Annotated in this window: 16 protein-coding genes; 5 read left to right on the forward strand and 11 right to left on the reverse strand. The window is 49.8% G+C overall.

Annotation, left to right across the window (positions count from 1 at the left end):
- The first annotated feature begins 9 nt into the window (after nt 1–9).
- Together Q0W37_RS00310 and Q0W37_RS00315 are read left to right on the forward strand one after the other, a co-directional pair.
- Nucleotides 10–1,506 carry a NuoM family protein gene (locus tag Q0W37_RS00310; RefSeq protein WP_297697665.1) on the forward strand — a complete coding sequence of 499 codons (1,497 nt, stop codon included), beginning with the start codon at nt 10–12 and terminating at the stop codon, nt 1,504–1,506.
- 6 nt (nt 1,507–1,512) lie between these two features.
- Nucleotides 1,513–2,946 carry an NADH-quinone oxidoreductase subunit N gene (locus Q0W37_RS00315; protein ID WP_297697667.1) on the forward strand — a complete coding sequence of 478 codons (1,434 nt, stop codon included), beginning with the start codon at nt 1,513–1,515 and terminating at the stop codon, nt 2,944–2,946.
- 279 nt (nt 2,947–3,225) lie between these two features.
- Here Q0W37_RS00315 and Q0W37_RS00320 read toward each other — a convergent pair whose 3' ends face one another.
- Both Q0W37_RS00320 and Q0W37_RS00325 read right to left on the reverse strand, forming a co-directional pair.
- The gene (locus Q0W37_RS00320; protein ID WP_297697669.1) at nt 3,226–4,107 is read right to left on the reverse strand and encodes a hypothetical protein; all 882 of its coding nucleotides are present in this window, start codon (nt 4,105–4,107) and stop codon (nt 3,226–3,228) included.
- 3 nt (nt 4,108–4,110) lie between these two features.
- Nucleotides 4,111–4,872, reverse strand: coding sequence for a hypothetical protein (locus Q0W37_RS00325; RefSeq protein ID WP_297697670.1), 762 nt, complete (start codon nt 4,870–4,872; stop codon nt 4,111–4,113).
- A gap of 286 nt (nt 4,873–5,158) precedes the next feature.
- On the opposite strand from Q0W37_RS00325, the gene Q0W37_RS00330 reads away from it, so the two are divergent.
- The gene (locus Q0W37_RS00330; protein ID WP_297697672.1) at nt 5,159–8,293 is read left to right on the forward strand and encodes a GH116 family glycosyl hydrolase; all 3,135 of its coding nucleotides are present in this window, start codon (nt 5,159–5,161) and stop codon (nt 8,291–8,293) included.
- 78 nt (nt 8,294–8,371) lie between these two features.
- Here the strand turns inward: Q0W37_RS00330 and Q0W37_RS00335 are convergent, their stop codons facing one another.
- Nucleotides 8,372–8,944 carry a BspA family leucine-rich repeat surface protein gene (locus Q0W37_RS00335; protein ID WP_297697674.1) on the reverse strand — a complete coding sequence of 191 codons (573 nt, stop codon included), beginning with the start codon at nt 8,942–8,944 and terminating at the stop codon, nt 8,372–8,374.
- A gap of 147 nt (nt 8,945–9,091) precedes the next feature.
- On the reverse strand, nt 9,092–9,754 hold the full coding sequence (locus tag Q0W37_RS00340; RefSeq protein ID WP_297697676.1) for a hypothetical protein: 663 nt from the start codon (nt 9,752–9,754) through the stop codon (nt 9,092–9,094).
- Nucleotides 9,755–10,279: 525 nt separating this feature from the next.
- Here Q0W37_RS00340 and Q0W37_RS00345 point away from each other — a divergent pair.
- Nucleotides 10,280–11,818 (forward strand): RNA-binding domain-containing protein, encoded by a 1,539-nt coding sequence (locus Q0W37_RS00345; protein WP_297697677.1) that lies wholly within the window; start codon nt 10,280–10,282, stop codon nt 11,816–11,818.
- Nucleotides 11,819–12,192: 374 nt separating this feature from the next.
- Here Q0W37_RS00345 and Q0W37_RS00350 read toward each other — a convergent pair whose 3' ends face one another.
- From Q0W37_RS00350 to Q0W37_RS00360, 3 genes are all read right to left on the reverse strand, one after another.
- Nucleotides 12,193–12,411 carry a hypothetical protein gene (locus Q0W37_RS00350; protein ID WP_297697679.1) on the reverse strand — a complete coding sequence of 73 codons (219 nt, stop codon included), beginning with the start codon at nt 12,409–12,411 and terminating at the stop codon, nt 12,193–12,195.
- A 228-nt stretch (nt 12,412–12,639) separates the two neighbouring features.
- Entirely contained in the window at nt 12,640–15,561 is a 2,922-nt protein-coding gene (locus Q0W37_RS00355) for a fibrobacter succinogenes major paralogous domain-containing protein (RefSeq protein ID WP_297697681.1), read from the reverse strand.
- Between the two features lie 273 nt (nt 15,562–15,834).
- Nucleotides 15,835–18,993 carry an FISUMP domain-containing protein gene (locus Q0W37_RS00360; protein WP_297697682.1) on the reverse strand — a complete coding sequence of 1,053 codons (3,159 nt, stop codon included), beginning with the start codon at nt 18,991–18,993 and terminating at the stop codon, nt 15,835–15,837.
- Between the two features lie 212 nt (nt 18,994–19,205).
- Here Q0W37_RS00360 and Q0W37_RS00365 point away from each other — a divergent pair, with 212 nt between their 5' ends.
- Nucleotides 19,206–19,871 (forward strand): hypothetical protein, encoded by a 666-nt coding sequence (locus tag Q0W37_RS00365; protein ID WP_297697684.1) that lies wholly within the window; start codon nt 19,206–19,208, stop codon nt 19,869–19,871.
- Here Q0W37_RS00365 and Q0W37_RS00370 read toward each other — a convergent pair.
- From Q0W37_RS00370 to Q0W37_RS00385, 4 genes are all read right to left on the reverse strand, one after another.
- Complete coding sequence (locus tag Q0W37_RS00370; protein ID WP_297697685.1) at nt 19,868–21,058, reverse strand: hypothetical protein; 1,191 nt, start codon at nt 21,056–21,058, stop codon at nt 19,868–19,870. The two genes, Q0W37_RS00365 and Q0W37_RS00370, sit on opposite strands and share 4 nt — an antisense overlap.
- The gene (locus Q0W37_RS00375) at nt 21,055–21,867 is read right to left on the reverse strand and encodes a hypothetical protein (RefSeq protein WP_297697686.1); all 813 of its coding nucleotides are present in this window, start codon (nt 21,865–21,867) and stop codon (nt 21,055–21,057) included. The genes Q0W37_RS00370 and Q0W37_RS00375 overlap by 4 nt, the downstream gene beginning before the upstream one ends.
- Nucleotides 21,860–22,693 carry a TIGR02147 family protein gene (locus Q0W37_RS00380; RefSeq protein ID WP_297697688.1) on the reverse strand — a complete coding sequence of 278 codons (834 nt, stop codon included), beginning with the start codon at nt 22,691–22,693 and terminating at the stop codon, nt 21,860–21,862. Before Q0W37_RS00380 ends, Q0W37_RS00375 begins: the two co-directional genes overlap by 8 nt.
- A 201-nt stretch (nt 22,694–22,894) precedes the next feature.
- Nucleotides 22,895–24,091 (reverse strand): hypothetical protein, encoded by a 1,197-nt coding sequence (locus tag Q0W37_RS00385; protein ID WP_297697690.1) that lies wholly within the window; start codon nt 24,089–24,091, stop codon nt 22,895–22,897.
- Between the last annotated feature and the right edge of the window lie 143 nt (nt 24,092–24,234).

The following is a 24,234-nucleotide window of genomic DNA, read 5'->3' on the forward strand; positions in this document are numbered from 1 at the left end:
GGTTTGAATATGGATACTTTGCTTTTTAACTTAATCTGGATAATACCTCTTTTCACGGTACTGGTCTGTGTTCCGATTCCCTCGCAAAAGGAATCGCTCCTCAAGACCATCCACGCCGTTTCGGGAACCCTGGTGCTGTTGCTCGTGGGCTACCTGACTTACCGTCTCTACACACTCGGCATCGCTTCCGCAAGCGCCGAATCGGCCCCGTTGCTGTTGCACTACTACATGGATCTCCCTTGGATCCACACGTTCAACGCCCACTACTCTGTCGGTGCAGACGGACTCAACATGTTCCTCCTGTTCCTCACGGCGGTCATCGTCTGGGCGGGCATTCTGGTCAGCTGGAAAATCAAGGGAAACCAGAAGGTTTTCTTCGCACTCATCCAGCTCCTTGCTACAAGCGTCTACGGCGTATTCATGAGCATGGACCTGGTGCTGTTCTTCGTATTCTATGAAATGGAAGCACTCTGCATGTACCTGATGATTGCAGGCTACGGCTCGGGCCGCAAGGACTACGGCGGTAAGAAACTGACCCTTACGCTCGCCTTCGGTTCCTCGATGATTTTGGCGACGCTTTTCGGCCTCTACTTCGAAAGCGGAATCAACAGCTGGAGTATCGTGGAACTTTCCAAGGTGACGCTCCCGATGGATTACCAGATGTGGGCTTTCCCGCTGATGTTCATGGGCTTTGCCGTTTCGAGTTCCCTGTTCCCGTTCCACTTCTGGAGCCCCGACGGCCACTCCGCCGCACCGACCGCAGTTTCGATGCTTGCCGCCGGTGTGATGATGAAAATGGGCGCTTACGGATGCCTTCGCGTCGCAATGTTCCTGATGCCGGAAGCCGCCAAGATTTGGCTCCCCTACGTGGTGGCGCTCCTGATTTTCAATGTAGTACTCGGCCCCTTCATTGCGCTGCGTCATAAGGACCTCAAGTACATTACGGCCTACAGCTCCATTAGCCACCTGGGCCTGATTTTCCTCGGCCTCGCGGCACTTACGCCGGTGGGACTTCGCGGAGCATCACTCCAGATGATTTCGCACGGATTCCTGACAGGACTTTTCTTCGCGACCATCGGCATGATTTACGAACGTACACATACCCGTGACATCACCGAGATGGGCGGCATTATGCGCAAGCTCCCGTTCCTCGGAGTCGGTTTCGTGATCGCAGGCTTTGCCGGCCTCGGGCTCCCAGGCTTCAGCGGATTCATCGCCGAAAGCAACATCTTTATCGGAGCCTTCCAGCAGGATTCTACGCTCACCCGCATCGTGACCGTGCTTGCGATTCTCTCCATTACGACAACCGCCGTCTACATTTTGCAGACGGCAAACCGAATGCTCCACGGCAAGATGCCCGCCAAGTACGAAACGCTCACCGACGCCTGCTTCCGCGAAAAGCTCGTGGTCGTGGTACTCGTGCTCTGCCTCCTTTTGATTGGCGTGTTCCCCGGATGGATTGCCGATATGCTCGACCAAAGTATTGCACCTATGATGAGGTGGTAATTTAATATGTATATTCCCTATTTTATCATCCCCGACCTTCTGCTTCTGCTTTTCCCGTTCATCGTGATTGGGAGCAGGCTCTTTTGCACCGACCGTTCGAAGGTTCCTTGGCGCATCGCGAACATCGGTTTCATCCTGATTTTCGTATTGCTGAACCTCATTCCGCTCGCAAGCGGCAACGGCAGATTCTTCATCACGAACTGGCACATTGACGACTTCGGTGTGCTCATGCGCGAAGTGCTCATGGTCTCCGCCCTCCTTGGCATTTGGCTTGCAAAGGACTACTTTGAACACGGCGGCGACGGCAAGCCCGCCATGCACCAGATTGCAGAATTTATCGGCACCATGGCATTCGCCACCTTCGGCGGATTCACCGTCGTGTCGGCCTGCGACCTGCTCACGTTCTTCCTAGGACTTGAAATCGCAACCATCCCGATGTATGCCCTTGCCGCTTGGAACAAACGCGACCAGTACGGTTCCGAAGCCGCCACCAAGTACATTTTGATGGGCTCCGTGGCAACCGCTTTCGAATTGTTCGGTTTCAGCTACCTCTACGGTTTTGCAGGTTCCATCCATTTCGATGCCATTCAGCAGGCCGTTGCAAGCGGCACCTCTCCCCTATTGTGGATCGCGGTGCTGTTCCTGTTTGCAGGCATCGGTTTCAAGCTGACCTTGTTCCCGTTCTACACCTGGGCACCCGACGTGTACGAAGGAGCCCCGACGCCTGTTACCGCAATTCTCTCGGTGACCTCCAAGGCAACAGCCATCGCCTTCCTTGTGGTATTGGTCTTTGGCCCCCTTGCCCCGATTCAAGAAAAGGTCGCCCCGTTCATCGCACTCCTTGCAGGAACCACGCTCTTTGTCGGTAACTTGGGCGCATTAAAGCAGTTCAGGCTCCGTCGCTTTATGGCATATAGCTCTATAGCTCAAGCCGGTTACATCATGGTGGCGCTCCTTGGTCCAGCGGCGACCGCAAAAACAGCAATCATTTACTACCTGTTCGTGTACGCAGTTTCGAACTACCTCGCCTTCTTTATTTTCGGCATTATCGGACACCACCGCGAAGAGACCTTCAACTCCCTGCGCGGACTTTCCAAGCAGAAGCCGATGCTTGCCATTGCGCTTGCAGTCGCCATGTTCAGTTTGGCAGGTATTCCGCCGCTTGCAGGTTTCTTCGGAAAGTTCCACCTGTTCTTCAGTGGCGCATCGACCGGCCATTACGGCATCGTGGCATTCGCCGTGCTGAACAATGTGCTTGCCCTGTTCTACTACTTGCAGCTCATTAAGAGCGCCTGGATAGACGATACCGACGAGCACCTGAATCCGCTCCGCATGACCAAACGCCAACGCGGTGTTATCGGACTTCTTACGATTTCGGTGATTGTTCTCGGTGTGCTACCGTTCCTGAGCGACAACATTTTCGCCGGCTTTACTTTTTAGACCGAATCGGCTAAATTCAACAGAATCCTTACTCTGAAGCCGATTCTCTCGCAAACACGACCCGTTAATACGGGTCGCTTTTTGCTCACGGTAAGACCGCTCGCGCCCAATCACACAAGTGCGTCCCCAGAGCGCTCGCTCTCACCACCGCCCCAGCTTAACGCCTGGTGCTTTGTGGTTCACGGTAAGACCGAATTGTCTGCAATCATCGCGTACAGGCTAAACCAAGGCTCCACCAAACATTAGCCTGTACAAGCCCCCATTTTGCTCGCGAATCAACTATCCGCGAGTGAGTCTGATAAAGAGATTAATGGACTGGCGTTCACCTTTACCGTCTTCACCACTCTCAATGACGTAGACATTGATATAGGCGAAACCCACACCGATCGACCACGTTTCGCTTACCCACCAGTCCTTTCCAATTTCGTAACGGGAAAAGATTCCTCCGGTCGAAAGGATCGAGAAACTACCTTCCATATTGGCGTCAAATCCCTCGAAACCTCCGGAAGCCCCTATGTACAAGCCGTTCAAGGGCGAAGACGGATTTCGGAACGGATAAATAGACAAGCCAAGTCCCGCGGAAACGGAAAAGCCAACAGCCTCTTCCTTTCTTAAAGTCGTATCCTGTTTCAGGGTATCCACCGACGTAAGGACTCCATCCTGATTATACAAGTATTCTATTCCGTAATTTGTCCTAAAATACTCAGCATTGCCCCGATAAAGGCTACCCGAGAAAATAGAGTACAAGACCACCAGATTGCCGATAGACTTTCCAAAGCGATATTCTATATACGGCAGGCCAAAGCAGCTCATTTCTTCATGAACTTTCTTACCATAGTAGTATTCATTTTGCGGAATATAAACATAACTATCCCCTGGATAAGAATACCCGCCCCCCGAACTAAAGCTTAAATCATCCTCATCCGAAGTTGTACTCAAATACGAGAATCCGATTCCCATGCTGAAAAAGAATCCGCGATGTTCATAGGGAGGGCGCACCTTCTTCGCTTGTACTTTTTGAGGAACCGAATTCAGGTTCTGCGGGACATTTTCCCCAGGCAATTCCGATTCGGGTTCCATGGCGACCGTCGCCACATCGTCTTGCGACCAGGCGGCAACTGTTACCGCCATCGCAAGGAAAAGGCTCTTCGCAAATTTCATGGTCTATCCTCTCGTGAGTCTGAACGAAAGCGAAATCACGTTGTCGGAAGCATGAGAATCGACCGTATACATAAACAGGCTGGTACGGGCATAGCCGAGCCCCACACCGATAGAAAGATGGTCGTTCACCCACCATTCCTTACCGAGTTCAACCTGAAAACCAATGCCCCCGTTTGCAGCGGCATCCTTTTCACCATCGTTAATCACGGACACGAAAAACGCATATCCGACGGAGCCCCCTACAAAGAAACCATTCAAAGGGGACGCCTTATCGATGAACGGATATAGGGTCGAGCCAAAACCAATATAAGTCCTAAAGTTATAGGCATCTGACGAAGATTCACTGAACTCTTCCTTTTTCACGGTTTCAACACAGGAATTTTTCGTATAACATATCTCATCGTATTCTTCGTAAAAATAATCCATCGTTCCCGGGAAGGCTCCCAGATTGAACACCGTATAGAACGAAACCAAATTGGCAAGGGCCGTTCCGAACTTAAATTCTAGCGTCGGGAAGGTTGCGCCACCGAATTCAAATAGGTCCAGTTCACGTTCCTTGTGTGAATCCCAATCTTCACTACCGATGTATTTTTTCTCAATATTTACCTTGCTAGACTTGTACCAGTTATAGGCAGCACCAAACGACACGCTGCTATAAAATCCGCGATGTTCACGCGGAGCAGACGAAGCAAAAGATGGGGCCGATTGAGCGCAAACAAGCGCCGTCAAAGAAAGAAGCAGAATCGAAAACAATCTTTTGTTCATATTCCTAATCACTTGTTAAAAAGCAGGCCAAATATAAAAAATATGGCAAGGGGGGAAGCCTCCCCCTGCCTTCAGCCCCGGCTCCATTCAATCTCAAGTCAACATTCCCGCCGGATCTTCCTTCACCCCTTCGAACGGGGCCTCAGGCGCCGGCCCCGTAACGCCCCGCTTCGATTTACAAAAGCTCCATTTTGTAAACACTTTTCGCAAGGTTTCGCTATTCGTAAGCCCCCAGAATTTGTAACTTTATACTCGTAAAAATTTAACCCTATTCATGGAAATAACTATGAGCATCAAAGATTACCTCGCCGGCGCCAAACAGGCCGGTTCCGTCCAGAAGCTGATGACCCCGGGCCTCGCCGTGGAATTTATCCAGCCCTGGTACACCCCGCTTTCTACGACCCCCTCTACCACGGGTATTGCTGTCGGCGGTATCGGCTCGACATTCACCGCCACGCCTGCGGGCACCACTCCCGTGATGAACGTGATGCCGGGTGTGCAGGTCCGCACCGAGAAGCCCTCTGACCTCCGCTTCAACAACTTCTTCTTCCGCGAATCCGTGATTGGCGCGAAGGCAGCGCTTGAAATCGGTGACTTTGCCGGCTTTACGCAGATGCTCGCCAAGTACCCGCTCGTGGACGCAAAGGGCGAAGCACTCTTCAGCGCCACTGAACTTGCGAACCAGAAGAAGGCCGAGGCCAAGCTCAACAAGACCATCGCCGAGAAGGACTTTTTCAATAACAACAAGGCCGACTTTGAACGCTGGCACATCGAATGGAGCGACCGCACCGCAGCTCTCTTGAACAAGGCCGGTGCCGAACTCAACCGCAGCGCCGTCATCGACTTCTTCAACGGTGTCGTGGGCGAAAAGGTTGTGCGCCAGGGCGCCCTCACCGCCGCCTGGGCAAACGACAGCGAATTCCTGGGCCAGGCTGGTTACGATGCCGCCAAGATGCAATACGCCGCCCTCTACCCGGTGAGCGAAACCAAGTACGAAGGCAAGGGCGTGCAGATTACCAAAACCCAGTCCAGCTACGTGACTCCGGGTGATGAACGCCTCTCCAGCCTCCCGGTGAACGCTACCGTGTTCACTCTCGAAAATACCACCAAGGAAACCCGCGAAATCACCATCGTGCAGGTGCAGGACTGCATCGCCGGTTACATGGCGAAGAAGGACCGCCAGGGCGTTCAGGACTCTAGCTTCGTGCTCGTGCCGTCTGCACGTTTCCCGAAGGGTGTCAAGTTTAGCAAGCAGGTGGGCGACCGCGAAGTCCGCGGCCTCGAATTCTACAACGAAAAACCGCTCGCCGAAAGCGATTTTAACGGATGCATGGGCGTGTCCGTCGCCTGGAATAAGAAGGACAACCTGAACGTTTCCGTGAAGCCGATGTTCTACCAGGATGACGCAGCCTCTGTGCTGAAGGGCGCTCTCCGCAGCGGCCGCGTTTGCGAAGCCTGGGTCAAGAACGTTTACAGCGGCCGCGAAACGATGGCCGGTGCTGTCGCCGTTACCGCCGTTTTGAAGCCGAAGCAGAAAGTCAGCTTCCAGTTCAACCTGGTGCTCGACTTCCCCGAAATCAAGCTGAACAAACTTACTTCCGCCAAGAAGTACACCGCGTTCTTCCCCGAAGCCTATGGCCGCGTGGGCGCCATCCTGGTCGAAGCCCTCGCTGCCGACAAGAACTTCGACGCTCGCCTCAAGGCATTCGAAGCCCTCGTGCCGAAGAAGGCCGTCGCCAAGCTCTACAAGACTGCCGCCAAGCAGGACGAATTCAAGAGCCTCGCCATCAACACGCTCAGCTTCCTCGCCGAAGCCACCGTGTGGGACAAGGAAGACCGTTTCCTCGTTCGCGAATGCGCCGACTATCCGTTCTTCAACTCTCTCGACGTTTACTTCTACGGCAGCTTCAGCCTGATGGCCCTGATGCCGCGCCTCGACGGTGTGGTGATGAAGCGCTTCGGTGACGCGATTCTCGCCGTAAACGACAACCGTCGTCGTCACCACGAATATGTGAACCACCCGTTCGCCGACCTTCCGGATCCGAAGCTTGAAGGCCCGCGCGCCGTGCGTGGCGCCGTGATTCACGACCTCGGAAGCCCCTTCGACGCTGAACCCGATGCCTACGACTGGCACAACGTGAAGGAATGGAAGGATCTCGCTCCGAAGTATGTGCTGATGGTTCTCCGTCATTACGTGAAGACGCAGGACAAGCAGAACTTGCAGGATTGCAAGGAAGCCGTTTACGCCGCCATGCAGTACCTTGAAAAGATGGTGAATGAAGGCGAAAACTTCCCGCTCACCCACGGTACCGACGACACGTTCGACAACCTCTCCAGCCACGGCATTTCCGTGTACTGCGGTAGCCTCTGGATTGCAGGCCTCCGCGCCGCCGCCAAGATTGCCGAAATCCTCGGCGATAAGGCGCAGGCCGACACCTGGAACGCCAAGGCCGACGCCGCCAACAAGGAATTCGATGAAGCACTGTGGGACGAAGCCGAAGGCTACTACCACTTCTTCGTGACCCCGATGGAAGCGAAGGACGTTGTGGCTGACAAGCTCCCGCAACTCGCCGACGCCATCAAGGAAACGCTCGTCATCGACGGCAAGAACGTGAAGGCAGCCCTCAAGACCATCAACGAATGGCTGAACTCCGGCAAAATTCCGAGCGACGTGGAACTTTCCAAGAACGAACTCCGCGGCCTCAAGAAGGCATGGCTCACCGCCCAGTGCAAGGACGCCTTTACCGCCAGCTGGAACGCAAAGATTGCAAACGACTGCGATGACGTATTCGCCGACACGATGCTCGCCGACACGTACCTGCGCCTGCTCGGCCTCAAGCCCATCAGCGACGAGAAGAAGGCCAAGGCCAACCTGCTCCGTGTATTCAACACGAACTACAAGGCCAACAGCCCGCTCATCGGTGCCGCCAACCTTGTGCGTAAGGACGGCTCTCCGCTCGATGAATTCAACTTCCAGGCTCACGACGTGTGGATTGGCATTCAGTACAGCATTATGTGCGCCATGATGCACCACGGCCTCGAAAAGCAGGCTGCCGACATGGGCGACTCCATGATCCGCAACCTCTACGAAGAAGCCCGCATCCCGTTCGCCGCACCGGAAGGATTCAACGGTTCTTGCCGCCTGCACCCGGAAGCCCTCGTGAAGGCATTCGGCCTCAGCGCTACCGCCGCCGACAAGATGCACAAGGAACTCCTGAAGAAGGGCGCCCTCCTTGCCGACAGCCGCATCAGCCCGAAGCTCCCCCGCAACCTGCCCGCCTTTACGAAGGCATTCGGCAGCATCGCCAAGGCCAACAAGGTCGAAGTAAGCGCGCTGTTCATGCTGCTCCACAGCACGGCACTCAAGTACACCGCCGGCAAGTACTTCCGCCCCGGCATGGTGTTCGCATTGCTGTACTAGTACATCAACCTGCAAAAATTAAAACAGGTGTCCCAAGCAGGGCACCTGTTTTTGATTGAACCTTATCCCACAATTTATCTAGCAGTCAGCAAACTTCGAACAGTCCCACTTACTCAAGTCTCCAAAATCCACATTCTTGCAATCAAACATATGTGCCATTTTGGTCACGTTCGATACATTCCATTTGCTTATGTCCAAGCGGATTTTACAAAACCAACCTTTTTGGGGACTCGGCGACACATCAAAATTCTTAAACAAGCCACTCATATCCGTCACCTTGGATACATCCAAAAAATTCAAATTTATCGTCACGCCCAAATCAACAACATTTCCGTTTATTCCAACTATTGCACATAGCGGAGCCATACCAGCTTCCGATTCAGCAATATATCGAACAAATCCAATTAGAGCATCCAAATGTTTGCGATTCTTTGCGACAATTGGCTTTATTACTTTGTCCCAGTCTTTGATGACATATCCTTTTTCATCTTCACCAGTTACAGCCATAACAATTATTTGACGTTCGGATTCGGTCAATTCATAGCAAGTATTCACTTCATTTTCGTTCACATCATCTTCGGCCAGTATTTCCTCAAAATCATCAAGAATTCTTTGAACGATCTTGGGTATTTTTTTATTCGGTTTATCCATAATCTAGTAGTCCTTTTGGGAGGCGAAGTCCTTATGATCTTTATACATATAATCGTCTTTTGGATTAGATTTGTAAAAAAGGTCAAAAAAAAATACATACTCCTTAATCAAAGTATGTATTTCCTGTTTTATTCCGAGAATTAATTACTATTCGAATTTGACCGTTCTTTCGCCCCACATGTCTTCCTTTCGCACCCAAACGCTATGAGGATAAATGATTAAGTTCGACTGAATCGCGGCAATGTCTTTCTGCGGAAAGGAAGAATCTACACGCATTTCAGCAAGAACTGAATTTCTCGGAAAAGATGCGGCATCCACACTATAACCATTAGCATTATTAAATGCCAAAGACGCGTCCTCGTCAAGTTTATATATCCCAAGAAATACATACTGGGGTTTGCATCCGCAAAGTTTGCCAAAAATCAAACGCGTCGTGAAGCCTTCTCGAATAATGTTTTCTGGATGATATAATCCGGTCTTTTCTACCGCGCCAGGCTTTGTTGGAACCTCCAAGGGTGAGTATATTTCATGTACAACTCTTGTATTCTTCAAAAACCAATCCAGGTCATTCGAATTTTTCAAAAGCTCTGACTTCGTCACCCCTTCAAATTCATTCCACCAATTTTGGTTACCTTCAGGGAACTGTTCCGCATAAAAATTAAGCTTAGCAGCACTGTATTTCGAATTGCAGGCTAAATGTGGGATAAAAGAAGGAACAGCGGAAAAACCTTTACCATTATTCAATCGTTTTAATTCGGTATTGATTCCTGTTGGACCGTACCATTCATAATATCTGTCACCTGCTTCCATTTTTTATCCCTTTCTGCCAAGAGCAGTCTGCGAGCAGCGATCTTGTTCGGAAAAGCCCACGATTCTCGCCTACGCGAGAATGACGATTATGGATTGCGTCCCTCTTCGAAGGTCGCAACGACGATATTCCATACATTTTTCAGGAAACAAAAAAGGCATGGTGTCGCTCGGCTTATGCTTTGAAGGCTCAGGTAAACCTACTACCCTAAGCACAACGGCAAATATCTGCCGTTGATGGCAGCGCAAAGCCGCGGGCGACCGCCCAACGACCCACACCCGATCGGTGTGAGCGTTCGTTTTCTTCCCAGGTAGCGAAGCAAAAGTCTCTCAAAAGTTTACCAGACTTTTCAAAGTGGGAACAAGAGTACTACTCTAATTCAACATGTCAACGAAAATATACATAAAGGTGAATGTCGTGGCAACAGTCACACGGCAAGCAAGGCACGGAAGCAGTCCTAAATCCCACCCCACTTGCGCAATTCATCGGATAATTGTATATTATTGCCCAAAAGAGCACGACACACGATGACAAAAGACGAATTGAAAGCACTATTCAGCGACTTGGAAAGCGACCATATCGAGCGCACCATTTCGACAACAAACACCGACAAGTTCGGTCAAGCCATTTGTGCTTTTGCCAACGACTTGCCATACCACCGGAAGCCGGGGTATCTGTTCCTGGGCGTAACCGATGACGGGAAAGTCCAAGGGATAGACGTTACTGACGCCATCCTGAAAAATGTGGCCGCAATTCGCACCGACGGGAATATTCAACCGCAACCCTCCATGACTGTCGAAAAGGTTTCGATGGACGAAGGCGATATCGTGATGGTAAAGGTCGAACCTTCGATATTCCCGCCCGTCAGATACAAGGGGCGCATTTGGGTAAGAATTGGCCCACGCAAAGGGGTTGCGAACGAAAACGACGAACACATTCTAATGGAAAAACGTCGGGCTAAAGTTACCTCGTTTGATTCGGCTCCGTGCCTTAACGCAACCATTGACGATTTGGATCTAGGCCTGTTCAAGCATTACTTTTTGCCCAAGGCGATGACAGATGAAGAGCTCGAAGCAGAAAGCAGAGAAAATCGCGATATCAAGCACCAGCTAACTGTATTCGGTTTTTTCGACCTTCTTCGTGATTGTCCAACAAACGCAGCAATGCTATTCTTCGCAAAGAACCTAAGAACGTTTATTCCCGGAGCATACATCCAATACGTCCGTTTCGCAGGAAAGGACCGTTCTGGCGACATTCTGACGGAACATGAGTTCAAAGCAAACCTCTGCACGACTTTGCCAGAACTTGACACTTTCATCAAGACGGCTATTGCAAATCGCCGTCCCATACCCGTCAGCGCACTGCGCGAAGAACAGGTAGTAGATTACCCCGACTGGGCTACGCGAGAGCTATTGATGAACGCCATCTGCCACAGGGATTATTCAACAAACGGACCGATACAATTTTACCAGTATGACGACCGCATCGAGATTATGAACCACGGCGGATTGTATGGTCGAGCCAACGAGAGCAATTTCCCCAACGTGAACGATTACAGGAACATCGTGGTCGCCGAAGCGATGAAGGTTTTGGGCTTTGTAAACCGCCATAGCCGAGGCGTGTTAAGGGTGCAAAAGGAGCTGAAGGCCAATGAAAATGGCGAAGCAATCTATGATTTCGGCTACCAGACCGCAGTCCTTGTGCGGGAAAATAAATCGCCACTTGGGGAACGAATGATGGCTGAAGCCGTCGCTAATGGCTACTTGACCGAAAATGTCGAAACCAGCGTAAAAACGGCAATTTCGAGCAAAAAACCGTCAAAAAAACAGACAGAAAAACAGACAAAAAAACAGCCAAAATTCATCATTCCCGAATTTCCGTCACAAGTCGTTGAGAATGTTTTCAAGGCTCTTAAGCTAAACCGAAAAGCAAAATATTCATGGCTCGCAGACAATCTAGGTGTAAGTGAACGAACCATACAGAGAGCCATTGACGACCTCAAAAAAATGGGCTACATCAATTCGGAACACTCGAAGGTTAAAGGCGAATGGCAATTGCTGAAATGAGAGTCGTTACAGCATCGCGAAGTCGAACAAGGTTGAAGCAAGCGCTCTGTTCATGCAGCTCCACAGCACGGCTCTCAAGTACACCGCTGGTAAGTACTTCCGCCCCGGCATGGTGTTCGCACTGCTGTACTAGTACCAAACGCTACGGAGACTACTTTACACGCTCGCATGGCCTTGGCCTTCGGCCAACGAATGCTCGCTTAGCAAAGTCATCTCCTTCGCTTTTGCAATGCCAATAAGGCAGCAAACGCCCCACAATTGTCATCCTGAGCGTAACGCCGTAAGGCGTGAATCCGAAGAATCTATAACTTAAAACAGATGTCCCTGCGGGGCATCTGTTTTTTATTCCAATCTTCTAAGCATTTGGTATTACTTTACACCTGTTTGAAGCACGGATCCACACCTCCATTAGCGGCCTCGCGGGCACGTTTTTCGGCCATGCCAATTTCATAAGCCTTTTTCATGAATTCGTAATTTTTAAGGCGTCTTGCACGCGCTTCAGGAGATTCCTTGCGATTTTCCTGCATACGAGCAAGAAACCGGCGAGCATCTTCACCGAAAAGGATAGGCGTTTCTCTAATGGGTCTAGCCATATTGAACCCAGCAACACACCTAATGGGGGTGGTATCTGTAATATAGATTCTTATAAAATCAAAAACAAGGGGGCAAGCTTTTCACCGTTCATTTTGCAAACAGCCCCAAGCCGAGTGTTACACCAAACGAGCTTGCTCATATTGGTATAACCGAGGCGGTTGTTTGTTCTACAAACAGTTGTTTGCAAGAAATACAATGTTTTACATGACCGAGTGCCACAGGATGGCCTACGGAGCATCCTGGAGGCAACGAACGGATAACCCTAAGTCCTTAGTGAAAGGAATGTTGTCATTCAAGAACGCAGCGTCGCTGTCGCTCAAACTCATGAGATCGGCGGTGTCTACAGAGTGCTCTGATGCACTCCAAAAGACAGCTAAAGTGTAACTGACACCTCTGAAGCCGTTTTCACCGCGGAGGTCGGCAGGAATCGCCGAGAAGGCATAGGCGTCCGTTCCATTACCCACCTTCCATCCCGTCTGAGACTTAAGAACCTTACCTGCCGTAGATGAACCACCCACCGCAGTGATCAAAGTTTGCCATTCAGCATAACTAGGCAGGTGCCAACCCTTAGGGCAGATGCCTCGGATTGGAGTCTTTACGGTACAAGTTTTGCCATAACCGCATCCCTTGCTGTTTTCGGAATAAATTCCAGCACTATCCATTGCCGCAGCCCAAGTGTAGTAGCGACCGTATGTTTCGCCATTATCGGCATTGGTATAGGTACCATATGAAGAACCGTCCACCTTGTAATCAAAGTTCAGGTTTTCAGCCATCCAGATTTGCGTTCCAATCGCAGCAATCTTGTATATTTTACCATCGCGAGAATCTTTTAAAGAACCACTCCATTCTCCATTCAAGCATTTCGTCTGAAGACCTGTCAATAACTGAATTTCAACACCATCCAAATAACTTACACAAACCGAGCCATAGAAATCAACTACCGAAGTATCCGTTTTTGTTGCAACCCTAAACGTATCGGCATCGCAAACAAATTCTTTGGTTTTGCCAGTTTCATCGTAAATCAGCGTTTGGATAGAGCCATCCTTGGCGCAGTTTGTCTTGGACCAAGCATCACTTATTTTCCAAACATTTTTTTCGCAAGTGTAGGTATGGATTGCATTTTGGCGTTCCGCAGATTTTCCATCAGTGTAACTGACGCAAGCAAAATTATAAAGCGAATCGTTTGCCGTTGCCACACGGAATGTATCTGCATCACAGACATAGCCTTTTTTCTTGTCCGAGGCTTCGAAGAACATTTCAGCAATCTTTCCATCCTTCGTGCAGTTGCCAGTCGCCCAGCCAACCTTCCAGGAGCCATTCTTACAAGTATAGGTATGAATGTCGTTTTTACGGTCAAACGATTTGCCTTCTAAGTAGCTAACGCAAACTTGCCCTAAAGCAGTATCCAATGGGTCTGCCAGAACAAATTCATCATTGGAGCACTTATAGTATTTTCCGTCACTGAATTTATGCAGTTTACCATCCATAGTACATTCGGTATAGTATTTATCGACCTCGACAGCGGTCGCTTCGCGCCAGCCATTACCGCAGATATAGTATTTATCCTTATCGACATTGCCCGGAATTACGAGCCCAGCGACATCGCATACGTTGTTCTTGGTGTTGTATTCAAATTCTCCAATGTAACGCCAACCATTACTTTCGCAGACAAAATAATCGTCCTTATGTTCGCTTGCAGAATTCTGATTTTTCTTGATTTCATCAATGCGGTCTTCGGTGCAGCGACCGATGCCGTATTCAAGCCCCCAGAAATCCTTGATATATCGTTCAAAGGCAGGAACCGTGTTGGAAAGGCCCCAGCTAGCGACATTACTGCGATAGCTTCCAAGACTCCCCAAGCTATCCGCTTCGTAGGCAAAATCAGCGATCACGGTACGCGCCGTTTTTCCCGTCCACTGACCGTCTTCCTTCAAGTCTTCACGGAAGTCCTTCATCATGTCAATCACGTTGAATTCCGATCCCGCAACGCCCTGAATCATGATAGAAATGGCTAGCAAAGCACCATTCGCTTCGCCGTCCTTCGTGATGTCGAGTTGTTCTGCAGAGCCCGTCACATTTTCGATATGGAATGCTGAAAGGACTTCGGTGAGAGCGCGTTTCTTTGCGCCCGCGATATTGTAGCCCTCGTTTTGAACAAGATACTTTACACGTTCATATTCCAAGTTCGTAATCATGTTGATGTTCGCACCCTTCTGCACGTCCACAATGGCTCCGATAGTCATCTGCAAGTTACTCTTCTTACCTGTGAGTTCGCTGCGGTAGTAACCACTCGCCTCGATCATTGCATATTGGCTTGGTAGATTCAAGTCACAGAAGGTATAGGTACCCATACTATTGTTGAATTGGTCGGTAAGCGTGTCGCCCGTGGGCTTGAGCGTCTTGCCGTCGAGCGGAATGATGCGATAAGTAGAACCCTGCAGATACGGGCCCTTCTGCGCCACACCCGTAATGGAACCGTCCTTGATCTTGATGACGCCTTGGTCCACAAAATCTTCTGGGTCGGCAACGTAGCTGGAACTACTCCAGATGGCCGTATCAAGGTAGCACTTGAGCGGAGCGTTCGGGTCAGTCGTCTTGAGACAAATCACCTGAGCATCCGTGTCCTTGGGCGGGTTCTTCTCCGGACGCCAGAAATCGTCGTAGCAGCGATAGGTCGTACCGTTGTAGGTCATGTACTTGTCATCAAACTCAGGGGCACATTTGCGAAGCGTGGAATCGATGCCCGCCAACGTGTCCAGCGAGATAATGGTATCGCCCGTTTCAGGGTCCACGGTAATAACCGTGTCGATAACCGACTTGTTCGAGGAGCTGGATTTTCCCTTCTGATCCGCCTTGCCACTGCTGGAACTCTTGGTTTCAACGGCTTCATCGTCTTCAACCCACTTGCCATTTTTGCAAACGTAACCCTGGTCCTGGTCTACCACGTAGGCTGTTTCACCATCACGGGATTCCGTACACGAAGGAAGCCCCCTGTAAGAATCCGCCTCGTAGTCGGCATCGCTGATTTTCGGAGTGCTGTCGGTGCCGCTGGAATCACCGCCGCACGCGGCAAAGAATAAACATAGTGCGGCCGCCACGCATGCTTTCAGCAAATTCGCGACGTGTTTTTCTACGGAAGGATTTTTCATAAAGATTCCCTCGGATTATAAATGCAGGAATATCCTCGCCTTCGCGAGGATGACGTAGGAAGGTCTTTCGCGGGAAAGACAATTCCGTATACTACAATTTAAATTTTTATTTGCAAAAGTTCAAGTGTAGAACCTTTCCAAATTAAAACAGACGCTCCAGCGGGGTCTCTGTTTTTCTTTCTCAAAACATTAAAGCCTTGTCCGTGGACAAGGCTGTTTTCTATTTAAAAGGCTGACTTACCAAATGGGAGCAGTCCTTTTGTAGGAAGATGGCTAGGGAGCTGCAGGATCGTCCTGGAAACAACGGACAAAGAAACCATGGTGTTTGTAGCGGTTGTAATTGCCTCTCGAGTAATAGTCGAGGGTCGCAGTATTTGCATCCAAGGACCAGAAGTAAGCGCTAAGGCTACCATCCTCAGTGGCACTCCAAAAATGTACGTTTAAGCCAATGTCGTAGAAAGAGCCCTCATAGTAGAGGCCTGCAGGGAACGCGGAGAATCCACTAGAGTCCGTAGCCTCAGTCCAACCATAAAAACCCCTCATCTGTTGCACAGCATAGTCACTTACCCCAGTATACCAATCTGTATTAAACAAAGTCTTCCATTCTATATCATTCGGTAAATGCCAGCCTTCAGGACAAATTCCCTGATGAGGATTCTTAATCAAGGCGGACGCACTGGTCCTTAGCCACTGTTTATTTAAATTCACCGCCGCAGTCCATGTATAGTAGCGTCCACCTATTTTACAGTTTTTCATTTCGTTATTATAACACCATGTCTGGCCCTTCAAATTAACCGTAGTCGCACTATCCGCATAGCGCAAGTTTTCGGCAAACACACGTTTTCCGTTGATGACAACCGTTCTATAAGTATTGTTATCACGCGGGTCTGTAATTATCGAATCAGAATTCACCCCAGCTTTTACCATTGCCGCATTGTAGGCATCACGCTTTGCGTTCCATGCATCAAGCGTATATTCAAACGGACTTGTTACCGCATGCCAATGATCTTCGGAGCATACATAGTCGATTTTAAAGCTTCCAACCGTTTCGCAGGCCTCCACAAGGGAACTGTCGTTCGCCATGCACAGCCCCATTTTCTTTTCGGCGCAGTTAAACTCGCGCCAGTCTTGCTTGTCGCATACATAGAAGACACCGTCTCGCTTTTCCGTAAATCCCTGCATACTTTCCGTACACAAGCGACACACGCCTTTGTTACGACAGGCAATTTCCTCCTGAGGAGTAGCCGGTCTCCATTCATCCGCATCACAAACGAAATAAATATCTTCTACAAGCCCTAGTTTCATTATCCCCACATAGCCCTTAGTGCATCCCTGCAACCCAAGTGAACAATCATCATCGTTTCCCGTACGCCAGCCCCTATAAACTGCACTCGTATCATACACGTAGCAAAAGCCTGTGCTATCCCCCCTCTTGGCAAGACCATCTGTTCCGTTCTCCCAGCCCTGCGTATCGATCATCAGGTAATTATTTGTAAGCACCCAAGTATGCGTAGCCTTTTGGCACTGGTAGTAACCAGCCTCATTCGCACCGCGATAACTACGGATAGAATCGTAAAGGGCTTCTACGCAACCGCCATAGACGTTTTCCACGGCAACCGCCATACGCCAACCCACGGTGCCATTGTAGCTGCCGGTCTTATCGTACACATACTTCGCATCGGTTACATCGCCATTCTTGAGCGCACCGTCCTTCCCCGCTTTCCACTGGTACGTATCCTTTTCAAAATCAGAGGCAATCGCCCAGCGCATATCACCAAGGCCGTCAATATCCTTGCAGATGAAACGCGTCTTAGAGCCTTTGCGCTTGCCTGCGGTCGCAGCCTTGACCGTTCCCGCCATTTTTGCATTGCAGCTATCGAGGCCATATTCGGTTGTCCAGAAATGACGTATGTATTGTTCAAAATTCGGGACCATGGCAGAAAGTCCCCAAGCAGCCACGTTGCCACGAATTGTCGCAAGGCGGCCAGAGCTATCCGTATCGGCACTCCAGTCCGCGATATCCATACGGGTCTTCGCATCATCCCACGTACCGTCCTTTTCCATATCCGTCGAAATTTTCGTCAAGAGTTCTGTCAACTGAGCCACGGAGCGGTCGCCTTGGAACATAATCGAAAAGGCAAGCAAAGCTCCGTCCTCATCGCTAGAGCCCGCGATACTCAAGCGCTCAGAATTGCTGAAGCCCGTCGCATCAATGTCCAGCAAACCGAAGATTTCCTTCTGCGCCTGTTCCTTCGCTTGCCTAACAGTCATCTTTTCGTGGACCACTAGGTAGATGACGCGTTCGTATTCCAGATGCGTCAGCAAGTTGATGTTCACGACATTGCCGAGCAACACGTTCGTCACGCCAAACAAAGTTAACGGCGATTTCGATTCTTCGCCGGTCACTTCGTTGCGGTAGTACCCCGAGGCCTCCAGCATCATGTACTGGCTCACCATCATGCGCGAGGGAATCCTGAATTCGCCCTTATCATTCAAAATTTTTCCATCGAAATTGTTACCCGTCTGAGCCAAGGTGCGACCGCTTTCAAGTTCCTTCACCTGCACCTTGGAACCAGAAAGGAACGGTCCCTTCTGCGATACGCCCGAAACGGAATCGAGCGAAACAGAAACTTTTTCAGAGTCGAGTTCAACAGTATCCACAACCGAGCCACTCCCCGAGCCGATATCTATTGTCGTCGATTTTTCACCACAGGTAATCGTAACCTTCGTCCCCTTCTGGGCTAGCGTGCAACCGGTACCGTCTTTTCCATTGGTTCCATTCGTTCCGTTAGTTCCGTTCTTACCATCTTTGCCGGCTGCACCAGGGTCGCCCTTTTCGCCGGTATCACCTTTTTCACCTTGAATTCCTTGTTCACCATCGGCACCATCTTTACCGGCAACACCTGGTTCCCCCTGAAGACCTTGTTTTCCGTCGGCTCCATCTTTTCCATTTGCACCGTTCAGCACCACACCAATGGAATCGCCATTACAGATAATCTTAAGTCCGCTCTTGTCCTTGAGTTCCTTGGTCGTGCAGCTAAAATCAGCAGAAGTATCCTTCGCGACTGTCGCAAACCACTTGCCATCTACGCAAATTCTTGCGGACGGTTCTCCCTTCACATAAGCAAATTCACCCTGATTGTTCTTAGTGCATTTGGGGAGGTCTTTCACCGAGGAAACGATTTCGGTGCCGCCGGTAGCCACTTCCACGATTTTTTCGGTAGTGGTATTTTCGCCGCAAGCCGTGAGGAGGACGGCAATAAGAAACGCTGCTAGAGATCCTTCGACGCGCTTCGCTTGCACTTCGGCAGGCTCAGTGTACCACTCAGGATGACAGTTTTGTATGGATCTTGCCATGGCAAAACAGCCCTTCGGCAGGCTCAGGGACCTATAGTTCGAGGATGACGTGACGGGGGAAGAAAATTTTTTCATAAGAAAGCACCTTTTTCCCCTACAATTTAAATTATTATAGATCCTTCGACTCGTTACACTCGCTCAGGATGACACTTCTATGTGGATCACACATTCGGCCCTTCGACAGGCTCAGGGACCTTATTCACGTGAAATCTATCAAATTGTCATTTTATGACACCATCTTTTTATATATTTAACGGAGCACCAGACACTTTCAAAGCGAGGTCACCATGTCCCCAAAAACATCCAGACAACAGTCCAAGCAACAGGAACATACAAAAAGTGTCTTCACCTTGCGCGTTTTGCGCTATCTCAGGAACGAAAAACACAGTTATAGGATTGAGAAGAACGATTTCCTGTTTTGTCAAGCGGTTAGCCCCGGATTCTGGATAAAAAATGCAGAACTCGGATTTTATCAGACTCTCGCCGACGCCGAAAAAGAAATTCAGAAGGTCGCCAAGCAAAACAAGGGGGACATCTACGGTTTCTTCGTGGGCGAAAGACCGCTGAACAAGCTAGAAGACCCGTATCTCTTTATCACATGCCGTCGCTATTTCGGAGACGGCTCCCTTTGGCTAGAAAGTAGGACGCCTTTCGAAGGTCGCAATCCAGAGACGATTCGTTTTAAGGAAGGCGACTTTGTCGAATTCGAGGACCACGGCTATGTAAGGCTAGGAATCGTATGGAGTTTTCTCAACGAAAGTCCCCACAACGACCAATACAAAATCATCGATTTCGCCATGACGGAAGACGGTAAGACAAGCTATGCCGAGTGGAACATGCCTGCAGTCAAGGTTCTTCCGCCTTCCTGCCCCGTTCCAAGAAAGTTCGCTGCAGAACTCCGCAAACAGTTGAAGCAGGCGCAAGAAGACGAATTAGACAACTTGCCGTTCTAATTTTCCCAATTAGGGTCAACCACATACGTAATCACGTTGACTGCGTAGACGACATCCTTAAACTGGACGTACCTGGCAGCAGTATTCTCCGGTTCAAGCAAGAATTCGAATTTATCAAAGGTGCAGATGCACCGGGTCATATTCAATTGGTTGTAATACTCCAGTTTCAGGGTATCACCGACCATCTTTTGAGACACCTTCGCATCTATCCCGCAATAATCAATTACGTTTTTCAGCGTCAAGACGGTATTGCCGTTCATATAGGTAATCTGCGTTGCTTCGGGAAGTTCCGAGGGCGCCATCTTCGCAACGGGCTTCGCGGCAAAATCATCATTCTGGCACTGGCCCCTTTCATAACCGTTCAATTCCAGTTCCGTCAGGTTTACAGTATCTTGTTTTACGGGGTAAGAATCTTCATCAGGAGGCATCTCTCTCAGGATTTGCATTCTGTCACCCCAATCATCGCCACGCACCACCACCAGAAGCGTTGCATTCAGGAAAGCGGAATCAGCCTTGATCTTGAAAACGACTCGGGACTGACAGCGACATTCATTTTGGGTGGCCGATGAATCGACTTCCAAGTTCATATATAGCGTATCGCCAGAAGCGGTAAGTTCGGCGCTGCGGACGGACGGTTGCCGGATCACGCTAGCGGTTCCGCTGATTGCCATACACGACAGGGAAACATTATCCACTATAATCACCGCTGAGTCAGGATTTTCATCGACACTCATATAGGCAATCGGCGGGAGCGCCCAATCAACTACCGGCTGCTGGCAAGATGCCCCCTCGGGACATTCAACCCCATCGGTAATTCGGCTTTTTGTATCACGGCAGAGGCCGAAAATATCGTCTGCCACCTGGACAAGTTTTTCACCTTGCGACGAAGACGATTCGGCATTTGCGCTCGAAAGTGGTTCCGTTTTAGAAGACGAGCTACTCTCCGGTTCGCCCGCTGACGAAAGGCCCTTTCCTTCGCTAGACGAAGAATCCTTCACCTTGCAACAGGTCGTATCCGTCGGCATTTCGCTAGAAGACGATTCCTCGACAGCAGAACTGCCACCATCGGAAACCGAAGGCTCCGGCGCCGTCGAAGACGAATCGTCGCCGCAAGCGAGCAGCGCAAACGAGAGTGCTGCAGTGATCGATGCGGTTACAATACCGGTAAGAAACTTTTTGTTTTTCATATTACTCCTCCCTCTTGTTTATTCTGTTGAGGTTTCTCCGGAACAGACGTCGAATCATCCACCGGGAAAGCATCCTTTCGATTAAAGACCGTATAGTCAAAGTCTGAATACCACTTATCCAGTATAAACTCTACCCTGGCCGCACAAACACAACCGTACGTAGATTCATTACCACGACTTTCATCACTACGCGTATCGGCAACATATAACGTATCGCCTTCAAGATTTACCTGAATATGGCTCCCGGAGCTCAGCATTTTCAAGAACAACTCCCGCCTAGAAGCATCGCATGGAACTTCGAGACCGACATCACTCAAGGTCACCTGAACCCAATCCTTCTCCACAATTTTGTAGGCGGAAGGCGTCACCATACCCGTTTCGTCCCCAGAAGCATCCTTGTTCAGCGCAAATATTTCGCTCACGCATTGGACCAAGGGGCTACTCGGATTTATGACATCATCGATCCACGACGAAGACGACACGGGAATCGGATCCAAGCCTCTACCATCATTCAACGAGCTGCTACTGACATCCCTTATACGCTCCATTGACGAACTGGATTCAATCTGTGGCGTATGCGCGCCCCCGTTTTCGCTCGAGGAACTCAGAACTTTCTCAGGATCATCCTTCGACGAACAGGACCGGCTCTCATCGGGAACCGTCGACGAAGAAATCATTTCAGATGAGCTACTCATCTCGGCAAAGGTATTGGGGTCGATTGTCCCACCGGCCGTCGTTTCTCCACCGCCGCAGGCAATGAACGACAGGAACAGAAAACTTTCCGCGATAAAAGCAAACTTCCTAAGCATGGCTCCCCTCTTTGATTTTGTCCGTTACCGGGAAAAACTGAAAATTGATTCTACAGACCTGATCCTGGTCCTTGTATTCATTCGCTATCGAAAGCACCTTCCTGCAGCAGACATCGAGTTCTTTTGCAATCCGAGCACTCGCCTCTTGATTCACGCTGAGCGTCACTCCGGTAAAGTAGCGTTCGCTTGCCGAATAACGGTCTATGGCGCGGGCGGCCATGTTCGCCATTTCCTTGTGCATGGCACGAATCGCAATGGGCAAGGCTTCCTTCGAACCGATTACGGTCTGTTCCGTCTGCGAATAGACCTTTTCGCCCTCCTTTTTCAGGAAACCGGCCTTCACCAAGAAATTCAGAACGTCGCGAACCTCCTCGGCGGACACATGCTCCTTACATTCGTCGGCTATGTCGCGGGGAGTCGCCCCCGGCATCATCGGAATGAGTTCCCTTAGAACCGGATACTTCCAGGATTCATAATACTGAAACGCGTCGCCATCGACCACGCGCACCTTGTGCTCCTGCGCAATCCGTTGCATTTCAAGGAGAGCAGCCTTCTTGACGTCATCTTTTTCGGCATTGCAAAAGACGACCATTTCACGGAAATAGTCCTCTTCAAAACCGACAAGTCCCATCGCCTTTGCCACATCGCCCACCTTGACCTTGCTGAGCTTACTCTGGCCCATGCACACCAGTTTCAAGAAATTCGGCGAAGTAAAACCGGCACTCTTGCAGAACTCACGCCACGAGAACGCACCCAGACGCTTGCGTTCGTCGTAGTAATCCTGCATATAGCGGTGATAGTCTTTGTATTCAAGGACCGATTTCATACCTAGGAATATACCTAATTCGCGTGCTCCAGTCAACAAATTTATTATACAAAAATAACATTTTTAAGCAAAATTACGCAATTTTTATCAATATTTCGCAAATATTTTTCTCATATAATACAAACCGTATAATTAGCCAAAAGGCATTCCCTAAGGAACACCCTTTCATGCATCAGATTTGCACACGGGACTTCGGAGGTCTTACTCCGGTACAGCGGAATCTTCTTTCCGCACCACCTTGAAGAAACTTCCCTTAAACGAGACTATTTTCGCTCCCGTATTTTCCGGCGCAATCAGGAACTTGTGCGAATCAAACAAACAGATGCATTTCGCAACAGCGCCCATGTTATAGTAATCCAGGAACAGGGTATCGCCGCTCATCTTTTGCGAAACCATCGCCGTCACTTTACAATAGTCCATTACGTTGTTCACTTCCAGAACAGATTCCCCGCTCGCATAAGAAGTCAAGGTCGCTTCGGGAAGTTCCACAGGAGCGGCTTTCCTAGAAGCCTCATTTGGCGCGCCAGCCTTAGGTCCATGATCGCCAAGGTCAGCATCATTCATGCATGTTCCTAAAACGAACCCGGACTTTTTCAGCTGATTCATTTCGTCCGATTCGTAGGAACCATCCTGCAACTGATAGACAAGATTCTCGCCACGATCATACATCAGGAAAGTAGCCCCGGTAAAGTCGCCATCCTTTTCAATCTTAAAGGAGACTCGCGTCTGACAAAGGCAGTTAGTCACCGGCCCGGACTGATCCAGCACGGGATCCACGTAAAGCGTATCGCCCCCTGCATAGACATCGATGCGTTCAAAGACAGAAGCGCAAGGCATCATCACCTGTTCCACGACAATCGTCACGAAACCGTCTTCGCCCACGTATTTCCTTGCAACCGGAAGCGTTTCGGCGGAAACATCGAGCAAATCATTCAGGTCAACTACAAAATCCGAGGAATTCTTTCCTGTCGGAGCGGTATTGCTAAGGATTCGCCCGTCATCGAAGTCCTTGTCACATTCAGCAGAAAGATCTTTCGCCTGCTGATGCGGAAGGTTTACCGAAGAAGAAGATTTATCTGTCTCGCCGGACTCCGCACTCGAAGAGGAAACGAGAGCCTCCGAAGAATGTCCATGGGATTCACTCGACTTTGGCGATACAGACGAAGAGGACTTATCTTTTGCACTTGACGAAGATTTATCCTTGATCTTGCAGCAAGTCGTATCTATCGGCATTTCGCTAGAAGACATGCGGTCTTCTGCGGCGGAGCTTTCCCCACCCACGGCAGAATTATCCGGTCCACTCGACGACGATTCGTCACCACACGCACAGAGCATAAGCGAAAGCGATGCGACAGACAGAGCGGCTACAACGGAAGCTCCCAAAGATTTCTTTTTCATAAATTCCTCCTTTCCTTACAAATCTACACAAAAAAAGTCGCCCCTACAAGCATAATCCTCACGAACAGGCATTTTTTCCATCCAAATTAAGGCACGGCTTGCCTACCGCCATACATTTTTTTATCTTTGCTACAAATTAAACA

It is taken from the genome of uncultured Fibrobacter sp. (assembly GCF_947166265.1).
GTDB lineage: Bacteria > Fibrobacterota > Fibrobacteria > Fibrobacterales > Fibrobacteraceae > Fibrobacter.